The sequence below is a fragment of the Belnapia sp. F-4-1 genome (assembly GCF_000802185.1).
GTDB lineage: Bacteria > Pseudomonadota > Alphaproteobacteria > Acetobacterales > Acetobacteraceae > Belnapia.
Window position 1 is genome coordinate 1,636,183 of sequence record NZ_KN676113.1, and the last position, 15,844, is coordinate 1,652,026.

Genomic DNA, 15,844 nt, shown 5'->3' on the forward strand with positions numbered 1-15,844 from the left:
ATGAGGCCCGCATGAACCTGACGCCACGCGAGAAGGACAAGCTGCTGATCGCCATGGCCGCGCAGGTGGCCCGGCGCCGGTTGGAGCGGGGCGTGAAGCTCAACCACCCGGAGGCGGTAGCCCTCATCACCGACTATGTGGTGGAGGGCGCACGGGACGGGCGCAGCGTCGCCGAGCTGATGCGCGACGGCGCCACGGTGCTGACGCGGGAGCAGGTGATGGAAGGGATCGCCGAGATGATCCATGAGATCCAGGTGGAGGCGACCTTTCCGGATGGGACCAAGCTCGTCACCGTGCATGAGCCCATTCGATGATCCCCGGCGAGCTGCTCCCCGCCGCAGGCGAGATCGAACTGAATGTCGGCGCCGACAGCGTCGAGATCGAGGTCGGCAATGCGGGTGACCGGCCGATCCAGGTCGGCAGCCACTACCATTTCGCCGAAACCAATCCGGCGCTGACCTTCGACCGCGCACAAGCGCGCGGGCGGCGGCTCGACATCCCGGCGGGGACGGCGGTGCGGTTCGAGCCGGGGCAGAGCCGCAGCGTCCGGCTGATCCCCTTCGGCGGCAAGCGGCTGGTGCATGGGTTCCGCGGCGAGACGGAAGGGCAGGTCTGATGCCGGCACGGCTTTCGCGCAGCGCCTATGCCGGCATGTACGGCCCGACGGTCGGCGACCGGCTCAGGCTCGCCGATACCGACCTCATCCTCGAGGTGGAGCGCGACTTCACCACCTATGGCGAGGAGGTGAAATTCGGCGGCGGCAAGGTGATCCGCGACGGCATGGGGCAGAGCCAGGTGACGCGCGCGGGCGGCGCGATGGACACCGTCATCACCAATGCGCTGATCGTCGACCATTGGGGTATCGTGAAGGCCGATGTGGGGCTGAGGGACGGGCGGATCGCGGCCATCGGCAAGGCAGGCAACCCGGATACGCAGGCGGGCGTCACCATCGTCATCGGGCCGGGGACGGAGATCATCGCCGGCGAGGGGCGCATCCTCACCGCGGGCGGGTTGGATGTGCATATCCACTTCATCTGCCCGCAGCAGATCGAGGAGGCGCTGGCCTCCGGCATCACCACCATGTTCGGCGGGGGGACGGGGCCGGCGCATGGGACGCTGGCGACCACCGCGACGCCGGGGCCGTGGCACATGGCGCGGATACTGCAGGCGGCGGAGAGCTTCCCCGTCAACCTTGGCTTCCTCGGCAAGGGCAATGCGGCGCTGCCGGCCGGGCTGGAGGAGCAGGTGCGCGGCGGGGCCTGCGGGCTCAAGCTGCATGAGGATTGGGGGACGACGCCGAAGGCGATCGACACCTGCCTCGCCATCGCGGATGCCTTCGACATCCAGGTCGCGATCCATACCGACACGCTGAACGAGAGCGGCTTCGTCGAGAGCACCATCGGCGCCATCAAGGGGCGCACCATCCAGGCCTTCCATACCGAGGGCGCGGGGGGCGGCCATGCGCCGGATATCCTGCGGGTGGTGGGGGAGCCGAACTTCCTGCCGTCCTCCACCAATCCGACGATGCCCTACACGGTGAACACCGTGGACGAGCATCTCGACATGCTGATGGTCTGCCATCACCTCGATCCGCGCATCCCGGAGGATGTGGCCTTCGCCGAGAGCCGCATCCGGCGGGAGACCATCGCGGCGGAGGACATCCTGCACGATCTCGGCGCCATCTCGATGATGTCGTCCGACAGCCAGGCGATGGGGCGGGTGGGCGAGGTCATCATCCGCACCTGGCAGACGGCGCACAAGATGAAGCAGCAGCGCGGGCGGCTGGCGGGCGAGCAGGGCGAGAACGACAACCTGCGCATCCGGCGCTACATCGCCAAATACACGATCAACCCGGCCATCGCGCAGGGCATCTCGGCACATGTCGGGAGCGTGGAGGTGGGGAAGCTCGCCGACCTCGTGCTGTGGTCGCCGGCCTTCTTCGGGGTGAAGCCGGACATGGTGCTGAAATGCGGCTCCATCGCCATGGCGCCGATGGGCGACCCCAACGCCTCCATCCCGACGCCGCAGCCGGTGCATTACCGGCCGATGTTCGCGGGCTTCGGCAAGGCCATGGTGGCGAGCGCCGTCACCTTCACCTCCGCCGCGGCGCTGGAGGATGGGATCGGGGCGCGGCTGGGCTTGCAGCGGGAGCTGATTGCGGTGCGGAACACGCGGGGAGGCATCGGCAAGCGCGACATGGTGCTGAACGACGCGCTGCCGAGGATCGAGGTCGATCCCGAGACCTACGAGGTCCGGGCGGATGGCGAATTGCTCAGCTGCGAGCCGGCGAAGGTGTTGCCGATGGCGCAGCGGTACTTCCTGTTCTGATGAGCGGCGATCTTCCCCGCGCCACCCAGGTGCTGCCGGCCGGCGGATGGGTGGAGCGCACGGCGCGCCATGTGGTGACGCTCGACTTCGACGACCGCTTCCGGCGCCGCAAGCGCTACGTGGCGGAGGATGGCTTCGCCTTCCTGCTCGATCTGGAGGAGGCGGTGGCGCTGCGCCAGGGCGATGGGCTGCTGCTGGATGGGGGCGGCGTCATCCTCATCCGTGCCGCGCCGGAGCCGCTGGTGGAGGTGCGGGCGGAGAATGCGGGGCGGCTGATGCGGCTGGCCTGGCATCTCGGCAACCGGCACCTGCCGACGGAGATCCAGCCGGAGCGGCTGCTGATCCGTGATGACCATGTGATCGTCGCCATGCTGCGCGGGTTGGGCGCGGAGCTGCGTAAGGTGGAGGAGCCGTTCAACCCCGAAGGCGGCGCCTATGGCGAGCACAATAGGCAGCCGGGGCATCACCACCATCACCATGACGGCCATGACCATCACCACTGAGGGCGCGGCGCTCTACCGGCTGCTGGCTTGGCTGTCGCCGGCCTATCCGGTGGGGGCCTACACCTATAGCCACGGGCTGGAGACGGCGGTGGAGGATGGCACGGTGCGGGACCGCGCGGCGCTGGTCGAGTATGTCCGCAGCGTGTTGCTGGCCGGCGCCGGGCGCGTCGATGGGGCGCTGCTGGTCGCGGCCTGGCGCGCGGTGGAGGATGAGGCGGCGCTGGACGAGGTCGCCGCGTTGGCGGAGGCCTGGCGCGGCTCGGCGGAACTCGCCTTGGAGAGCATGGCGCAGGGCACGGCCTTCACCGGCGTGACGCAATCGGCCTGGCCGGAGGCGCGCTTTGCGGCATTCGCGGCACGGCATCCGCGGCGGCTGGCGCACCCCGTCGCCTTCGGGGCGGCGGCGGCGTTCCATGGGCTGCCGCTGCGGCCTTCGCTCGCCGGATGGCTGGCGGCGTTCGCGGCGAACCTCGTCTCGGCCGGGGTGCGGCTGGTGCCGCTCGGGCAGACGGACGGGCAGGTTGCGACCGCCGCCCTGCATCCCGTCGTCGAGCAGGCGGCGGATGCGGCGCTGGCCGCCGACCTCGATACGCTGGGCACGGCGGCGCCGGTGCTCGACCTTTTCTCCATGCGTCACGAGACGCAGTACACGAGGCTCTTCCGCTCATGAGCAACGGACCCTTCCGCGTCGGCATCGGCGGCCCCGTGGGCTCGGGCAAGACGGCGCTGACGGAGCGGCTCTGCCGCCACCTGCGCGAGACGCACGACATCGCCGTCATCACCAACGACATCTACACCAAGGAGGACGCGGAATTCCTGACGCGCGCCGGGGCGCTCGATCCCTCCCGCATCGCCGGCGTCGAGACGGGCGGCTGCCCGCATACCGCGATCCGCGAGGATGCCAGCATCAACCTCGCCGCGGTGCACGACATGGTGGAGCGCTTCCCCAAGCTCGAGGTGCTGTTCATCGAGAGCGGCGGCGACAACCTGGCCGCGACCTTCAGCCCGGAGCTGGCGGACCTGACGATCTACGTCATCGACGTCTCGGCCGGGGACAAGATCCCGCGCAAGGGCGGGCCCGGCATCACCCGCTCCGACATGCTGGTGATCAACAAGATCGACCTCGCGCCGCTGGTCGGGGCCGATCTCTCCGTCATGGACCGCGACGCGCGGCGGATGCGCGGGCAGCGGCCCTTCATCTTCACCAACCTCAAGGAGGATCTCGGCGTGGCCGAGATCGCCGACTTCATCCTCACCCAGGGCGGGATTGCCCCGCGAAAGGCTGCCTGATGAACCCGATCCCCTTCCTCGCCGCCGCGCTGCTGCTGCCGGCCACCGCCTTCGCCCATCCGGGCACGGCGCTGGACCATGGGCTGGCCGCCGGCTTCCTCCATCCCCTCTCCGGGGCGGACCATCTTCTGGCCATGGTGATGGTCGGGCTCTGGGCCGGGCTGCTCGGCGGGCGGGCGCGCTGGGCGCTGCCGGGCGGCTTCCTCGCCGGCATGGCGGGCGGGGCGCTGATGGGCTTCGCGGGCGTGGCGCTGCCGGGGGTGGAGGCGGGCATCCTCGCTTCCGTCATCGTGCTCGGCGCGCTGGCGGGGCTGGCGCTGCGGCTGCCGATGGCGCTCGGCATGGTGTTGGCGGCGGGCTTCGGCCTGCTGCACGGCCATGCGCATGGGACGGAGATGCTGGCCGGGCCGGCCTTCCTCGGCATGTTGGCGGGCACGGCGCTGCTGCATGGGGCAGGGCTGGCGCTGGCGAGTTCCGTCGCCCCCTGGGCCCGCCGGGCCGCACAGGCGGCGGGCGGTGCGGCGGTGCTGGGCGGCGTAGTGCTGGCGCTCGTCTGACGACACCGGCAGCTTGCCGGCCCCTGGCCCCCGCGCTGGCCTGTGGCAGGCGACGCGCAGCAGAGTCCAGGCAGCGGCGACAACGCCGCTGGTACTGGGCCAAACCTCACACGCCCGCGCTCCCGCCGCCCGATACTTGACGGTGGAGACGGAAGAGGTTGGCGATCTGGTCGTCGGGGGACAAGAAAGCGCTGTGCCTGCCGAGACGGCTTGAGGCGCCTCATTGGCCGCCCGCAGCTCGGAGGCTTGTCCAGGACCATGACACGGGGTGTCTTCGCATTGGCCCCGTGCCGGCAGGTCGAGCATCATCCCGGCCTGGTTCGCACCACGCCAGGGCCGGTGCTTTACCCCAGCAAGTTGGAGTGCGACCGCGTCGGGTGCCAATGGCCTCCGGCGGGGAGCAGCCTTCACCGGATCCAGCCGGCGAAGGCCTGGTCGAGCCTGAGCGCCCGGGGCCGGAGGGTTTCCATGGCTGACGGCCATGCCCGCCGGCCGGGCGTTGGTGCCACGCTCATCGGCATGGCGATGCCCGGACCGCCGGCCATCCGCCTGGGCTGAGACCCTACCGGCTTGCGCCGGAGCCGCTGCCCATGCGGGTCGCCAATGCGCCGATCGCCGTGGCCGCGTCGCCCAGCGCGTTCGCCACCTGCTGCTGGTCAGGGCGTTCGCCCTGCAGGGATTGCTGCACCTGCTCCAGCTTCTGCCGCGCCTCGCGCCAGTCCTGCTGCCCCTGGACCTGCTGCGGCAACTCCCGGATCGTCCGCAGCCCGGCCTCCACCGTGCTGCGCGCCTGCGGGAAATTCGGCTGCTGGCCGCCCGACACCTCGCTCCGCGTCTGCTGCAGCGCCTGCTCCACCGTCCGCAGCCGGCCGACCACCTCGGGCTCCGCGCTGCCAGGCTGCTGGGCTGGCGCGAGGGTGGGCGGCGTTTGGCTGGTCTGGGCCTGGGCCGCGGCCATCATGCCGAGGGCCAGCATCGCCGCCGCTCCCGCCAGCAGCAGGACCCGCCGAAGGTCCTCCTGGGCCGTAGCCACCTTGGACCTGTGGTGAGGCATTCCCTGCATCGCTCGTTTCCTTTGACGCCGCCGGCCTACGGGCCGGCTTGTGACCGGAGGGGAGCGCCACAGCCACATGCCCGGTTCCATGGCAGCCCGCGCCGGGCCCTGTCTCAGGGTCCAGCTCGTCCTGGCCGGCCCGGCTCTCCCAGCAGGTGCAGCACCAATTCCCGCCGGTGCGGCCGTGTTCGGTGCTCGTAGAGGAAGATGCCCTGCCAAGTGCCGAGCACCGGCGCCCCCTCCGCCACCGGGATGCTGAGCTGCGTCTGCGTCAGCATCGCGCGGATATGCGCCGGCATGTCGTCCGGCCCTTCCTCCTCGTGCCGGTAGCGCCCGTCGCCGCCCTCCGGCACCAGCCGGGCGAGGAACGCCTCGAGGTCCGTCCGCACCTCCGGCGAGGCATTCTCCTGCACGACCAGCGAGGCGGAGGTGTGCCGGCACCAGACCGTCAGCAGCCCCGTTACGAAGCCCTGCTCCGCCACCCAGCGCCGCACCGGCCCGGTGACCTCGGCGAGGCCCCGGCCCCGTGTCGCAACCTCCATGGTGTGGATGCGCTGTTCCATGCCCCTCTCCCGCCTCAAACCGCTGTAGAATGGCCCCATGCCCGATGTCGGCGTCCTCCAGGACCAGCAGATCGCTCCCGGCCCGCCCCGGCGGAAGCGCTGGGTTTCGCCCCTGCTGCGGCGGATCCTGCTGCTGAACGTGCTGCCGCCGGCCTTGTTGGCCGCCGCCATGCTGTATCTCGACCAGTACCAGAACGGCCTGCTCGCTGCCGAGGTGGAGGCGCTGCGCACCCAGGCGCGCATCTATGCCGGCGCCATCGCCGAGGCCGGCACCCGGATGCAGGACGACCGCGCCGTGCTGGTGCCGGAGGCCGTCCGCCCGCTGCTGCGGCGCCTGGTCGACCCTTCGCCCAATACCCAGGCGCGGCTGTTCGACAATACCGGCCTCGTCGTCGCCGACAGCCGGGTGCGCGAGGGCTCCGGCGGCGCCGTGGTGACGGAGCCGCTGCCGCCGCCCGAGCCGCGCGGCGCCTTCTCCATCACCATCGCCGGGCTCTACGACAAGCTGCTGCGCCTGGTGCCGCGCGACAGCCAATCGGATGTGGCGGTGGATATCGCACCCGACGCCCCCTCCTTCGACTGGCAGCCCAATCTCGGCCCCGATCGGCGGGAGGAACTGCGCCTGGCGCTCGAGGGCGGCGTGACGCCCTATATCCGTCGCACCGCGGATGGCCGGCTGCTGGTCTCGGTGGCGGAGCCGGCGCGGCGCGGCAACCAGTCGGTCGGCATCGTCCTGCTGACGCGGGAGGCGCGCGAGGTGGACCAGCGCCTGTTCGAGATCAGGGCGAGCGTGCTCGGTATCTTCGTCATCGCGCTGATCCTGACGGTGCTGCTCTCGCTCTACCTGGCGCAGACGCTGGCGAACCCGATCATGCAGCTGGCCGGCGCGGCGGCGGCCATGCGCCAGGGCGAGGGCCGCGGCGGCAGCGTGCCCCCCGCCGTGCTGGCGCGGGAGGACGAGATCGGCATCCTGGCGCGGGACCTGCAATCCGCCGCACGCGCCCTCTGGGCCCGGATCGACACCAACGAGCGCTTCGCCGCCGACGTGGCGCACGAGTTGCGCAACCCACTGACCAGCGTGCGCTCCGCCATCGAGACGCTGCGGCGCATCGAGAACCCCGACCAGCAGCGGCGGCTGCTCGCCATCATCGCCGAGGACGCGGTGCGGATGGACCGGCTGATCGCCGACATCTCCGACAGCTCCCGCGTCGATGCCGAGCTGTCGCGCACCGTGGCCGTGCCGGTGGACATCTCGCCCATCCTCTCGACGCTGGCCGAGCTGCACAACGCCACGCGCGGAGAGGACGACCCGGAGGTGGTGCTGGAAGCGCCGGCCGGCCCGCTGGTGGTGCGCGGCGTCGAGGGGCGGCTGGTGCAGGTGATGCGCAACCTGCTCGGCAACGCCCTCTCCTTCAGCCCGAAGGATGGCCGCGTCTGGGTCCGCGCCCGGCCGACCGGCGCCATGGTCGAGGTGGTGGTGGAGGACGAGGGCCCCGGCATCCCGGAGGCGAAGCTCGAGGGCATCTTCGAGCGCTTCTACTCCGAGCGGCCGAGCGGCGAGCATTTCGGCAAGCATTCCGGCCTCGGCCTCTCGATAAGCCGGCAGATCGTGGAGGGGCTCCGCGGCCGCATCGCCGCCGAGAACCGGCGCGACGCCGAGGGGAAGGTGACCGGCGCGCGGTTCATCATCCAGTTGCCGGTCGGATAAGTCCCGCAACATCCGCTCACGCGACTTCCGGGCGGAACCGGGCTATCCTCTCCCGCCATGGGTCATATCATCATCACCGAATACATGGCGGAGACGGCCATCGCCCAGCTGAGCGAGGCGCATCCGACGCTCTACGACCCCGATCTCGGCACCGCTCCTGACCGCCTGCGCGGCCTGCTCGCCGAGGCGAGGGCGCTGATCGTCCGCAACCGAACCCGCGTCGATGCCACCCTGCTGGAGGCAGCCCCCAAGCTCCGCGTGCTCGGCCGGCTTGGCGTCGGCCTCTACAACATCGACCTCGACGCCTGCCGCCAGCGCCGGTTGGAGGTGATCCCCGCCGCCGGGGCCAATGCGGATTCCGTCGCCGAATACGCCATCCTCTCGGTGGGCATGCTGCTGCGCGGCGCCTTCCAGGCGAGCGCCGCCGTGGCCGCCGGGGAGTGGCCGCGCGAGCGCCTCAGCACGGGTCGGGAGATGTCGGGCAAGACGCTCGGCATCCTCGGCTTCGGCGATATCGGCCGCCGCGTCGCCCGACTGGGCCGCGCCTTCGGCATGCGCATCGTGGCGCATGACCCGATCCTGCCGCTCGACCATTCCGGCTGGGCCGAGACCGGGACGGAGCCCGTCCCCCTCGACCGGCTGGTCGCCGAGGCGGATGCCGTCACCCTGCATGTCCCGCTGGAAGCGGCGACGCGCGGCCTCGTCTCCGCCGAGTTCCTGGCGGCGATGAAGCCCGGCGCCATGCTGGTCAACGCCTCGCGCGGCGGGGTGGTGGACGAGGCGGCGCTGGCCGCCGCGCTGCGCTCCGGCCATCTCGGCGGTGCCGTGCTCGACGTCTTCGAGGAGGAGCCGCTGGCCCCGGGCAACCCGCTCGCCGGGGTGCCGAACCTGATTCTGACGCCGCACATCGCCGGCGCGACGCGGGAGAGCAACCTCCGCGTTTCCTCCCTCATCGCCGCCCGGGTGCTGGTCGCCCTGGCGATGGACTGAACCGCGTGCTGCCCGAACCTGCTCCCATTCCCCGCCCGCCGGAGCCGCACCGCATCTGCGGCGCCGCCCCGGTGCGAGCCCTCTTCATCCGCCGCCCCGAGGCGGTGCTGCGCCTCTTCTATACCGAGGCGATGCGGCGGATGGCCGGGCCGCTCTGTGCCCATCTCGCCCGCACCCGGCGGCCCTACCGCGAGGTCCCGCCGGAGGAGCTGGCGCGCATCGCCGGCACGCCACACCATGGCGGCATCTGCGCCATCGCCCAGGTGCGCTACGCCGAGCGGCTGCAGGGTCCCGTCCTCCCCGCCGACCTGCCCCGTGCGCCGCTGCTGCCGGTGCTGGACGGCATCGGCAACCCGCACAACCTGGGCGCCATCGCCCGCTCCGCCGCCTTCTTCGGCTGCCGCGCCCTGCTGCTGTCGGAGGATGGGCGTCAAGCCGATCTCTCCGACGCCGCCTTCCGCACCGCCGAGGGCGGGCTGGAGTTGCTGCGGGTGCTGCGCGCGCGCGACCTGCCTGCGCTGCTGCGGGCGATGCAGCGCGACTTCCTCGTCGTCGCCGCCACCGCCACCGGCGGCCACGCTCCCGAAGCGCTGCCGCGCGACCGGCCCGTTGCCCTCGTCCTCGGCAATGAGGAGCAGGGGCCCTCCACGCCCGTGCTGGAGGCCTGCCCGGCGCGGGTGACGCTGGCCGCCGCCGGGCCGGTCGAGAGCCTCAACGTCTCGGCCGCCGCCGCCGTGCTGTTCCATGCGCTCGGCGGACCGTCACCGGCCCCCGCGCCGCAACGCCCCCGGCCCCGCCGCTGAGCATGCCGGCGACGCTCGCCGCCACGGCGGACGGCTCGGCCGCCCCCCTCGCCTTCGCCGGCAGCCTCGATGCCGCCGCCACCGCCCGGCTCTGGCCGGAGGCGATGCGGCGGATGCAGGGCGTGCGCGCCCTCACCCTCGACCTCGCCGGCCTCACTGGTCTGGATACCGCCGGCGCCGTGCTGCTGCTGCGGCTGGAGCGCATGGCGGGCGAGACGGCCTGGCGCGGCCTGCCCACCGGCCCGCTCCAGGCGGTGCTGGACCGCACCCGCCAGGCGCTGGCCGCCCCCGCGCCTGCCGAGGCGCCACGCCTGCCGCCGCTTGCCCTCCTCGGCCAGACGACGGTCCGGCGCGGGCAGGACATGCTCGGCCAGGTCGCCTTCCTCGGCGAGGCGGTGGTCGCCGGGATGGGCACGCTGCGCCGGCCCTGGCGCCTCCGCCTCGGCGAGGTGCTGCGCCACCTGGACGAGGCGGGGCTGCGCGCCTTCGGCCTGACGCTGCTGCTCGGCGTGCTGATCGGGGTGATCCTCGCCTTCCAGTCCTCCATCCCGATGCGGCGCTTCGGGGCGGAGATCTTCATCCCCAACCTCGTCGGCATCTCCCTGCTGCGGGAGCTCGGCCCGCTGATGGCCGCCGTCATCCTCGCCGGCCGCACCGGCTCCGCCTTCGCCGCGGAGCTCGGCACCATGGTGGTGAACGAGGAGATCGACGCGCTGCGCATCATGGGCATCGACCCGGTGGCCTGGCTGGTGCTGCCGCGGCTGCTGGCGGCGATCCTCGTCATGCCCGTGCTCGCCCTGCTGATGGACCTCGCCGGGCTCGTCGGCATGGCCGGGGTGATGGCCTCGCTCGGCTTCCCGCCCGTCAGCGTCGTCAACCAGCTGCGTCGGGCCATCGGCCTGCACGACCTGCTCGGCGGGCTGTTCAAGGCCGCCGTCTTCGGCCTCTCCATCGGCCTCGTCGGCTGCCGCGCGGGGCTTTCGGCCGGGCGCGGGCCGCGGGCGGTGGGCGATGCGGCGACCATGGCCGTGGTCGGCGGCATCGTCTCCATCGTGATGCTGGACGGCGTCTTCTCCATCCTGTTCTTCCGGCTCGGCTGGTGATGGCCGAGGCCGTCCTTCGCGTCGAAGACCTGGCCGCGCGCTTCGACGGGCGGACCATCTTCGAGCACGTCTCCTTCGAGGTCCGCCGCGGCGAGGTCTTCGTCATCCTCGGCGGCTCCGGCTCCGGCAAGTCGACGCTGCTGAAGCACATCATCGGCCTCTACCCGCCGGCCGAGGGGCGCGTCGAAATCCTTGGCGAGGCGATGGAGGGGCTCTCCGGCGAGGCGCGCAACGCCCTGCTGCGGCGGATCGGGGTGATGTGGCAGTCGGGCGCGCTGTTCGGCTCGCTCACCCTGGCCGAGAATGTCGAGGTGCCGCTCGAGCGGCACACGGACCTGCCGCCCGAGGCGCGGGCGCTGGTGGCGCGGGCGAAGCTCGGCCTCGTTGGCCTGGCGGACGCCGCCGGGCGGCTGCCGGCCGAGATCTCCGGCGGCATGGCGAAGCGGGCGGGCATCGCGCGCGCCATGGCGCTCGACCCGCCCATCCTCTTCCTCGACGAGCCCTCGGCCGGGCTCGACCCGATCACCTCCGCCGGGCTCGATGCGCTGATCAAGCAGTTGGCCCGCGACCTCGGCACCACCTTCGTCGTGGTGACGCACGAGCTGCAATCGATCCTCGCCATCGGCGACCGCTGCATCATGCTCGACAAGGCGGCGCGCGGGATGATCGCCGAGGGCGACCCGCGCCGCCTGCGCGAGGAGAGCGACAACCCGGTGGTCCGGGCCTTCTTCCGCCGCGAGGTGCTGGACTGATGCCGCAGAGCCGTGGCCTCTATTTCCGTGTCGGCGCGCTGGTGCTGGCCGGGCTTGCGCTGACGATCGGCTTCGTCCTGTTCTTCACCGCCAGCCGCTTCGGCCGCGGCGCCGCCATCTATGAAACCTACCTTCGGGAATCCGTGCAGGGGCTCGATGTCGGCTCGGCGGTGCGCTACCGCGGCGTCGCCATCGGCCGCGTCACCGAGATCGGCCTCGTCACCGCCGAGTACCGGGTGCCGGACCGCACCGCCTTCGGCGCCGTCTTCCAGCTCGTCTATGTGCGCTTCGCCGTGGACATCTCCAGGGCGGGCGAGGTGCCCGCGGTCGACGAGGCGGTGCGCCTCGGGCTCCGCGTCCGCATCGCCGCGCAGGGCATCACCGGCGTGAACTACCTGGAGATGGACTTCCTCGACCCCGGCCGCTTCCCGCCCCGCGAGGTGCCCTGGGAGCCGCACTACCCCTATGTGCCGGCGGTGCCCTCCACCGTCGCCCAGGTGCGGAACGCGGCGGAGGACCTGTTGCAGAAGCTGCAGACCGTCGATCTCGCCGGGCTGCTCGACAATGGCATCGGACTGGTCGCCGAGCTGCGCGCCCAGCTGCGCGACGGCGATGCGGCCGTGGCGCTGCGCGAGGCGGCCAGCCTGCTCCGCAGCCTCCGCGCCCAGGCCGAGGGCGCCGACCTGCCGGGGCTGGCCACGGAGCTGCGCGGCGCCGCCGCCGATGCCCGCGCCCTGGTCAACGGGCGCGAGGCGCAGCAGACACTGGCCAATGCCGCCGCCGCCATGGCGGAGCTGCGGACGGTCGTCGCCCGCCTGCCGAACACCGTCGCCACGCTCGACGGCAGCCTGCGCAATGTCCGCGGCGCCACCACCGACCTCCAGGCGGAGCTGGGCCCGATCCTGCGCGACCTGCGCGTCGCCATCGCCAATCTCCGCGAGACGACGGAGCAGCTGCGCCGCTACCCCTCCCAGGCCATCCTCGGCGCGCCGCCGCCGGCGCCGGAGCCCCGCCGATGACCACCCGCCGCACCGTCCTGCTGCTGCCGCTGCTGGCCGGGTGCAGCGTGCTGCCCAACCGGCCCTACCAGGAGACGCAGCGCTTCAGCCTTTCGCCCGAGCGCCCCGCGCGCGCCACGCCGCCGCGCAACGCGCCGGTGCTGCTGGTCCGCAGCCTGCGCGCCGCGCCGGGGCTGGAGGGACGCGGGCTGCGCAGCCTCACCGCCGATGGCCAGGTCGCCACCGCCTACTGGCAGGAATGGGTGGCACCCCCCGCCGATGCGGCGGAGGAGGCGCTGCGCCGCTGGCTGCTGGCGAGCGGGCGCTTTGCCGCCGTCACCCAGCCCGGCTCCCGCCTGCGCGCCAGCCTGGTGCTGGAGGGCGAGCTGATTCGCCTCCAGGCCGAACCGGCCGCCGGCCGCGCGGTGGCCGCGCTGTCCATCCTGCTGCTGGCGGAGCCGCCGTCCGGCCCCGGCGAGGCCCGTATCCTCGCCCAGTTCACGGCCGGGGGCAGCGCGTCCCTTCCGCCGGGCCTCGACCCGCGTGCCCCGGGGCCGGAGGCGGCGGCGGCGCTCTCCGCTGCGCTCGGCGAGGCCCTGGCCCGGGTGGAGGAGGGGCTGGCCGCCGCCAAGCGGTGAACCGCCCTACGCCTCGCGCTCCAGCCGCTCCACCTCATCGGCCAGGTGGCCGAACGGGGTCGGTTTGGTCAGGATGGTGATCGGCCCGCCGAGCGCCCGCAGCGCCGCCGACGCCTCCGGCACGTGATTGGCCGACATCACCACCACCGGCAGGCCCGGCCAGCGGCGGCGCAAGGCCTGCACCAGCTCGTCGCCCCGCATACGGGGCATCTGCATGTCGGTCACCACCACGTCGAAGGGGCCGAGCCGCGCCTCCAGCTCCAGCGCCGCCTGGCCGTCGCTCGCCATGGTGACGGCGTGGCCACGCTCTTCCAGCTCCTGCTCCACCGCCAGGCCGATCAGGGCCTCGTCCTCGGCCACCAGGATGCGAAGCCTGCGATAGGCGGGGCCTCTCATCCTGTCGGTATCCCCTCGTTGCAGTAGGCGGACGCGCCTCCACCGAACAAGCCACAGCAACGGCGGAAGGTCCAAGGAAAACTCATGCAGATGGCGCGGCGCAGGATCAGGGTGCGGAAAACCGCATGACCCAGCGCAGCCCCGGCCGGTTGCTCCCAGGGCTCAACGCCGAGGCATCCAGGCTGCCGCCGAGCTGCCCCGCCAGCGCCCGGCCGATCCGGGTGCCGAGGCCGCTCCCCTGCGGCGGCGCGCCGGGGTCGAAGCCAATGCCGTTATCCTCGACGGCAAGCACGAACTCCGCCTCATCCTGCCGGAAGCTTACCCGTATCCGCCCCTCCATCTCTCCGGGGAAGGCGTATTTCAGCGCATTGCCCACCAGCTCGTTCACCGTCAGCCCGACCGGCACGGCGCGCGCCATCGGCAGCGGGTGGTCCTCCGCCTGCACCATCATGGCGATCGGGCGCATGTCGACGGCAACCTCCCGCAGGTCCTGCACCAGCCCCTCGATGAAGCCGCGGCTGCTGACCACCGCCTGGCCGTCATCCCGGTGCCGGTCGAGCCGGGCATTGATCCGCGCCAACGCCATGATCCGGCCGGAGGCATCCTGCAAGGCTCGGCGTGCCTCCGGCTCCGCCGCCGCCCCGGCCTGCAGGTGCAGCGTCGCCGCCAGCCGCTGCAGGTCGTTCCGGGCGCGGTGCACCGCCTCGCTCAGCAGCGTGCCGCGCGACTCGGCCATCCGCGCCAGCTCGGCATTGGCGAGGGCGAGGCCCGCCCGCTCCTGCGCCAGCCGGCGCAGCGCGACGTGCAGCGCCTCCATCAGGAAGGCGGTGAAGAGCGCGATGGCGAGGAAGATCATCAACGCCAGCAGGTCCGAGGCATCGGTGATGCGCAGCAGGCCACCCGGCTCGAGCAGGAACCAGACCGCGAACGCCCCGCTCAGCAAGGCGGCGTAGATGCCGGTGCCGCGGTCGAAGGCCAGCCCGGCGACGATCACCGCCGGGAAGAACAGCAGGAAGGGCAGCCCCGGCTTGTTGCCGAAGATCCAGAGCCGCAGGCCGAGACAGATCACCACCAGCAGCGTCGTCGCGCCGTAGCGCATCCAGACGGGCAGGCCGCGCGACCGCGCCGCGAGCAGGAAGAGCCGTTCCATGGAACCTCCTGGGGAAGCGGACGCCGGAGACGGCACCGTCAACCCGAACGCCAGCGTGAGGTCAACGTTTCGCCTCGATGGCGTCCCAGATCGCCCGCTCCAGATGCACGCCGTCGAAGCGCGCGATCTCCTGCAGGCCGGTCGGCGAGGTGACGTTGATCTCGGTGAGGTAGTCGCCGATGACGTCGATGCCGACGAAGATCATCCCGCGCTCGCGCAGCGCCGGCCCGATGCGGGCGCAGATCTCCTGCTCGCGCGCGGTCAGCGTCGTCTTCTCCGGCCGCCCGCCGACATGCATGTTGCTGCGCGCCTCGCCCGCGGCCGGCACGCGGTTGATGGCGCCCATCGGCACGCCGTCGACAAGGATGATGCGCTTGTCGCCCTGCCGCACCTCGGGGACGTAGCGCTGCACCATCAGCGGCTCGCGCGAGCGCTCGGTGAACATCTCGACCAGGCTGTTGAGGTTGGAATCGCCCGGCTTGATGTGGAACACGCCCGCCCCGCCATTGCCGAAGAGCGGCTTGACGATGATGTCCTGGTGCTTCTCGCGGAAGGCCTGGATCTGCGCCCGGCTCGCCGTCACCAGCGTCTCCGGCATCAGGTCCTGGAACTGCAGGACGAAGAGCTTCTCGGGCGCGTTGCGTACGCTCGCCGGGTCGTTCACCACCAGCGTCTTCGGGTGGATGTGCTCCAGCAGATGCGTCGCGGTGATGTAGGCCATGTCGAAGGGCGGGTCCTGCCGCATCAGCACGACGTCCATGGTGGCGAGGTCGATCTCCTCCCGCGGGCCGAAGGCGTAGTGCGCACCCTGCTTGCGCTCGACGGTGACGGGCTCGCCCTGGGCCAGCAGCCGCCCGCCGACGAGGGCCAGGTCCCGCACATGGTAGTGCCAGAGCCGGTGGCCGCGGGCCTGCGCCTCCAGCATCAGGGCGAAGGTGCTGTCGGCGTCGATGTTGATGCCGGCGATCGGGTCCATCTGGACCGCCACCCGGAGGGCGCGCGCCATGGTCG

The 15,844-nt window shown here is 72.2% G+C and carries 19 protein-coding genes; 14 read left to right on the forward strand and 5 right to left on the reverse strand.

Going from position 1 to position 15,844, the window contains the following annotated elements:
- Positions 1–11 precede the first annotated feature (11 nt).
- Genes LH62_RS07925 through LH62_RS07955 form a run of 7 tightly spaced genes read left to right on the forward strand, consistent with a single transcriptional unit; the run spans position 12 to position 4,678 of the window.
- Entirely contained in the window at positions 12–314 is a 303-nt protein-coding gene (locus LH62_RS07925) for an urease subunit gamma (protein ID WP_043360469.1), read from the forward strand.
- Positions 311–616 (forward strand): urease subunit beta, encoded by a 306-nt coding sequence (locus LH62_RS07930; protein ID WP_043360472.1) that lies wholly within the window; start codon positions 311–313, stop codon positions 614–616. The genes LH62_RS07925 and LH62_RS07930 overlap by 4 nt, the downstream gene beginning before the upstream one ends.
- Positions 616–2,328, forward strand: coding sequence for an urease subunit alpha (gene ureC, locus LH62_RS07935; RefSeq protein WP_043360474.1), 1,713 nt, complete (start codon positions 616–618; stop codon positions 2,326–2,328). The genes LH62_RS07930 and ureC overlap by 1 nt, the downstream gene beginning before the upstream one ends.
- On the forward strand, positions 2,328–2,831 hold the full coding sequence (locus tag LH62_RS07940) for an urease accessory protein UreE (RefSeq protein ID WP_043360476.1): 504 nt from the start codon (positions 2,328–2,330) through the stop codon (positions 2,829–2,831). The genes ureC and LH62_RS07940 overlap by 1 nt, the downstream gene beginning before the upstream one ends.
- A complete protein-coding gene (locus LH62_RS07945) occupies positions 2,764–3,501 on the forward strand; it encodes an urease accessory protein UreF (protein WP_082012417.1) in 738 nt (245 codons plus the stop codon). The genes LH62_RS07940 and LH62_RS07945 overlap by 68 nt, the downstream gene beginning before the upstream one ends.
- Positions 3,498–4,121, forward strand: a complete 624-nt coding sequence (gene ureG, locus LH62_RS07950) for an urease accessory protein UreG (RefSeq protein ID WP_043360479.1) — start codon at positions 3,498–3,500, stop codon at positions 4,119–4,121. The genes LH62_RS07945 and ureG overlap by 4 nt, the downstream gene beginning before the upstream one ends.
- Positions 4,121–4,678, forward strand: a complete 558-nt coding sequence (locus LH62_RS07955; protein ID WP_043360482.1) for a HupE/UreJ family protein — start codon at positions 4,121–4,123, stop codon at positions 4,676–4,678. Before ureG ends, LH62_RS07955 begins: the two co-directional genes overlap by 1 nt.
- Before the next feature lie 562 nt (positions 4,679–5,240).
- Here the strand turns inward: LH62_RS07955 and LH62_RS07960 are convergent.
- Positions 5,241–5,741 (reverse strand): hypothetical protein, encoded by a 501-nt coding sequence (locus LH62_RS07960; RefSeq protein ID WP_043360485.1) that lies wholly within the window; start codon positions 5,739–5,741, stop codon positions 5,241–5,243.
- 104 nt (positions 5,742–5,845) lie between these two features.
- The gene (locus LH62_RS07965) at positions 5,846–6,295 is read right to left on the reverse strand and encodes a secondary thiamine-phosphate synthase enzyme YjbQ (protein ID WP_043360488.1); all 450 of its coding nucleotides are present in this window, start codon (positions 6,293–6,295) and stop codon (positions 5,846–5,848) included.
- A gap of 37 nt (positions 6,296–6,332) precedes the next feature.
- Here LH62_RS07965 and LH62_RS07970 point away from each other — a divergent pair, with 37 nt between their 5' ends.
- The 7 genes from LH62_RS07970 to LH62_RS08000 are packed head-to-tail and all read left to right on the forward strand — an operon-like array spanning position 6,333 to position 13,287.
- A complete protein-coding gene (locus LH62_RS07970) occupies positions 6,333–8,003 on the forward strand; it encodes a stimulus-sensing domain-containing protein (protein ID WP_052213930.1) in 1,671 nt (556 codons plus the stop codon).
- Positions 8,004–8,060: 57 nt separating this feature from the next.
- Positions 8,061–8,993, forward strand: a complete 933-nt coding sequence (locus LH62_RS07975; RefSeq protein ID WP_043360490.1) for a hydroxyacid dehydrogenase — start codon at positions 8,061–8,063, stop codon at positions 8,991–8,993.
- Positions 8,994–8,998: 5 nt separating this feature from the next.
- Positions 8,999–9,796 carry an RNA methyltransferase gene (locus LH62_RS07980; protein ID WP_236552505.1) on the forward strand — a complete coding sequence of 266 codons (798 nt, stop codon included), beginning with the start codon at positions 8,999–9,001 and terminating at the stop codon, positions 9,794–9,796.
- 2 nt (positions 9,797–9,798) lie between these two features.
- Positions 9,799–10,899, forward strand: a complete 1,101-nt coding sequence (locus LH62_RS07985; RefSeq protein WP_043360491.1) for an ABC transporter permease — start codon at positions 9,799–9,801, stop codon at positions 10,897–10,899.
- A complete protein-coding gene (locus tag LH62_RS07990) occupies positions 10,899–11,651 on the forward strand; it encodes an ABC transporter ATP-binding protein (protein WP_043360492.1) in 753 nt (250 codons plus the stop codon). The genes LH62_RS07985 and LH62_RS07990 overlap by 1 nt, the downstream gene beginning before the upstream one ends.
- A complete protein-coding gene (locus LH62_RS07995) occupies positions 11,651–12,670 on the forward strand; it encodes an MlaD family protein (protein ID WP_043360494.1) in 1,020 nt (339 codons plus the stop codon). Before LH62_RS07990 ends, LH62_RS07995 begins: the two co-directional genes overlap by 1 nt.
- A complete protein-coding gene (locus LH62_RS08000) occupies positions 12,667–13,287 on the forward strand; it encodes an ABC-type transport auxiliary lipoprotein family protein (protein ID WP_052213933.1) in 621 nt (206 codons plus the stop codon). Before LH62_RS07995 ends, LH62_RS08000 begins: the two co-directional genes overlap by 4 nt.
- 6 nt (positions 13,288–13,293) lie before the next feature.
- Here LH62_RS08000 and LH62_RS08005 read toward each other — a convergent pair whose 3' ends face one another.
- The 3 genes from LH62_RS08005 to gshB all read right to left on the reverse strand — a co-directional run bounded on the left by LH62_RS08005 (position 13,294) and on the right by gshB (position 15,839).
- On the reverse strand, positions 13,294–13,683 hold the full coding sequence (locus LH62_RS08005; RefSeq protein WP_052213936.1) for a response regulator: 390 nt from the start codon (positions 13,681–13,683) through the stop codon (positions 13,294–13,296).
- 106 nt (positions 13,684–13,789) lie between these two features.
- The gene (locus tag LH62_RS08010) at positions 13,790–14,833 is read right to left on the reverse strand and encodes a sensor histidine kinase (RefSeq protein WP_043360496.1); all 1,044 of its coding nucleotides are present in this window, start codon (positions 14,831–14,833) and stop codon (positions 13,790–13,792) included.
- A gap of 61 nt (positions 14,834–14,894) precedes the next feature.
- A complete protein-coding gene (gene gshB, locus LH62_RS08015; protein WP_043360498.1) occupies positions 14,895–15,839 on the reverse strand; it encodes a glutathione synthase in 945 nt (314 codons plus the stop codon).
- Positions 15,840–15,844 lie beyond the last annotated feature (5 nt).

What these genes read in the sequence shown, in the direction of transcription:
- LH62_RS07925 (WP_043360469.1), top strand. Translation starts at nt 12, where the DNA reads ATGAACCTGACGCCACGCGAGAAGGACAAGCTGCTGATCGCCATGGCC.
- LH62_RS07930 (WP_043360472.1), top strand. Translation starts at nt 311, where the DNA reads ATGATCCCCGGCGAGCTGCTCCCCGCCGCAGGCGAGATCGAACTGAAT.
- ureC (WP_043360474.1), top strand. Translation starts at nt 616, where the DNA reads ATGCCGGCACGGCTTTCGCGCAGCGCCTATGCCGGCATGTACGGCCCG.
- LH62_RS07940 (WP_043360476.1), top strand. Translation starts at nt 2,328, where the DNA reads ATGAGCGGCGATCTTCCCCGCGCCACCCAGGTGCTGCCGGCCGGCGGA.
- LH62_RS07945 (WP_082012417.1), top strand. Translation starts at nt 2,764, where the DNA reads ATGGCGAGCACAATAGGCAGCCGGGGCATCACCACCATCACCATGACG.
- ureG (WP_043360479.1), top strand. Translation starts at nt 3,498, where the DNA reads ATGAGCAACGGACCCTTCCGCGTCGGCATCGGCGGCCCCGTGGGCTCG.
- LH62_RS07955 (WP_043360482.1), top strand. Translation starts at nt 4,121, where the DNA reads ATGAACCCGATCCCCTTCCTCGCCGCCGCGCTGCTGCTGCCGGCCACC.
- LH62_RS07960 (WP_043360485.1), bottom strand. Translation starts at nt 5,741, where the DNA reads ATGCAGGGAATGCCTCACCACAGGTCCAAGGTGGCTACGGCCCAGGAG.
- LH62_RS07965 (WP_043360488.1), bottom strand. Translation starts at nt 6,295, where the DNA reads ATGGAACAGCGCATCCACACCATGGAGGTTGCGACACGGGGCCGGGGC.
- LH62_RS07970 (WP_052213930.1), top strand. Translation starts at nt 6,333, where the DNA reads ATGCCCGATGTCGGCGTCCTCCAGGACCAGCAGATCGCTCCCGGCCCG.
- LH62_RS07975 (WP_043360490.1), top strand. Translation starts at nt 8,061, where the DNA reads ATGGGTCATATCATCATCACCGAATACATGGCGGAGACGGCCATCGCC.
- LH62_RS07985 (WP_043360491.1), top strand. Translation starts at nt 9,799, where the DNA reads ATGCCGGCGACGCTCGCCGCCACGGCGGACGGCTCGGCCGCCCCCCTC.
- LH62_RS07990 (WP_043360492.1), top strand. Translation starts at nt 10,899, where the DNA reads ATGGCCGAGGCCGTCCTTCGCGTCGAAGACCTGGCCGCGCGCTTCGAC.
- LH62_RS07995 (WP_043360494.1), top strand. Translation starts at nt 11,651, where the DNA reads ATGCCGCAGAGCCGTGGCCTCTATTTCCGTGTCGGCGCGCTGGTGCTG.
- LH62_RS08000 (WP_052213933.1), top strand. Translation starts at nt 12,667, where the DNA reads ATGACCACCCGCCGCACCGTCCTGCTGCTGCCGCTGCTGGCCGGGTGC.
- LH62_RS08005 (WP_052213936.1), bottom strand. Translation starts at nt 13,683, where the DNA reads ATGAGAGGCCCCGCCTATCGCAGGCTTCGCATCCTGGTGGCCGAGGAC.
- LH62_RS08010 (WP_043360496.1), bottom strand. Translation starts at nt 14,833, where the DNA reads ATGGAACGGCTCTTCCTGCTCGCGGCGCGGTCGCGCGGCCTGCCCGTC.
- gshB (WP_043360498.1), bottom strand. Translation starts at nt 15,839, where the DNA reads ATGGCGCGCGCCCTCCGGGTGGCGGTCCAGATGGACCCGATCGCCGGC.